This is a genomic window from Lactococcus sp. S47 (assembly GCF_016517475.1).
GTDB classification, from domain to species: Bacteria; Bacillota; Bacilli; order Lactobacillales; family Streptococcaceae; genus Lactococcus; species Lactococcus lactis.
The window spans coordinates 1-516 of the sequence record NZ_JACVUB010000025.1 but is presented as its reverse complement, the minus strand read 5'-3'; the positions used below and the strand labels follow the sequence as shown (position 1 = coordinate 516).

The 516-nt window shown below is 34.5% G+C and carries 1 protein-coding gene; it reads left to right on the top strand.

The features are described 5' to 3' along the window. Positions 1–4: 4 nt before the first annotated feature. Positions 5–516: NAD(P)-binding protein (locus IAE52_RS11415; protein WP_200136806.1), on the top strand; the 512-nt coding region annotated here is incomplete at its 3' end.

Sequence of the window (516 nt, the reverse complement as noted above, 5' to 3'; positions counted from 1 at the left end):
AAAAATGAAATTTAATAAAAAAAATTATGATTATCTTATTGTTGGAGCAGGACCTTATGGTTCGATATTTGCCCATGAAGCTGCAAAACATGGTAAAAAATCATTAATTGTTGAACGTCGTTCTCATATTGGTGGAAATATGTATACTCATAAGGAACATGGAATCAATGTTCATGATTATGGTGCACACATTTTCCACACCGATAATAAAATGGTTTGGGATTACGTCAATCAATTTACAGAGTTTAATAATTATATTAATCAAGTTGTTGCGAATTATAAAGGGGAACTTTATAACCTTCCTTTTAACATGAACACTTTTTATCAAATGTGGGGGGTAAAGACTCCAGAAGAAGCGGCTGCTAAGATTGAGGAACAGAAGGCAAAAGTAGGAGTTTCAGGGATCCCTAAAAACCTAGAAGAACAAGCAATTAGTTTGATTGGGACTGATATCTATCATAAACTTATTAAAGGTTATACGGAGAAGCAGTGGGGACGTAAAGCTACTGAGCTCCC